The 1,203-nt window shown below is 53.5% G+C and carries 1 protein-coding gene; it reads right to left on the reverse strand.

Features of this window, described 5'->3' with window-relative positions:
- Positions 1-967: 967 nt before the first annotated feature.
- Positions 968-1,203 (reverse strand): hypothetical protein (locus F3H58_RS27425; protein ID WP_210246935.1); only part of this gene is annotated, 236 nt, incomplete at its 5' end.

Raw genomic sequence — 1,203 nt, forward strand, 5'->3', positions numbered from 1 at the left:
CGTTTCAAAGGAAGACAGTCACGAAAATTAAGGACCAAGACATGGTCCGACAACGCGCATCTGGCGCATGCCGCGATAACATAAACGTATGAGGATCGCGCGCCTCAAGCGTAAGAACATCGAGAGATTGTTGAATTCAACCTGTGATTGTGATCGTGCGTCTTTGATCACGACGACTATTCCAGTTGCAGGGGCTTGCGCAACTGCAATTTCTTTGAACTCCAACTTACGACGCTGTCAATGCTGGGAATAGGCTTGTGGCCCTCTTGCACCAATGTAATTTGAGGTGGGCAGCCAATTTTCGAAGGAGCTCCCGCATATCCACGATGGGCGAACGGCAATGAAGACGTCATCTAGTCATGGGAGCGAGTGTGGTCATATCTTGGGTCAGGCGCGTCAAGGACCCAGCCGACCGCCTGGTTGGCTGGCATACCCCACAGAAAGTCACCGATGCTCGCGATCGTGGCACTGGCGAACAAGACGGCGCGCGTCGCCTAGGCGATACTGCAACACAGAGGGACTTACATGCAGGCAGCCTAGTAAATTCTCGTGTCGCAACGGAGGTCTCAGGATTGCATTGGCGAAGAGTTTGAACGGGGTTCGGAGAATCAAATTGAAGATGAGTGCTAGCAACACGTAAGCCTGAAGTGCACCGCGCTCGCGGAATCCATACTGGCTGGCGGCAGTATCCTGCCGCATAAGAAGCCGAACGAACGTCCTCAAGCCTGTGCTTAAGCCTTCCTGCTTATGCCGACTATCCGGTCGCAAGTGGGGTAGTTCAATCCCGCCGGGCTCCCGCGAAAGCATCCGCCGCCTTGCGGCTACACTGGCTACAATGACCGCAACCGCATCGAAGAAATGTTTAATGGGCTTAAACATTTCAGGCGCATTTCGACACATTATGACAAGACAAAAGTGTCGTTCGCGGGCTTTCTTGCGCTTGCCTCAATCAAAATTTGGTTGTCCTTCATTTGCGCGAAGCCTTTTTAGGGCGTTCCTTTTCTTCTTCCCAGAAAGTAAGCCGGGCGCCTGGCGCTTCCTTGATAGCAGCGATTTCCATCTTAGTGCGAAGTTCACTACGAAACCGCGAAGCGTTACGCGCCCCCATCGTAAGCCTCCGGTGAAGGCCACAGGTCAGGCAGCTTGAGCGTTGACGGTCGGCGGCGTCCAATTCCACGGAAGCAACTGCTCCAGCCTGATAAT

The sequence above is a fragment of the Rhizobium sp. NFACC06-2 genome (genome assembly GCF_900101425.1).
In the GTDB taxonomy this organism is placed as follows: Bacteria; Pseudomonadota; Alphaproteobacteria; order Rhizobiales; family Rhizobiaceae; genus Agrobacterium; species Agrobacterium leguminum.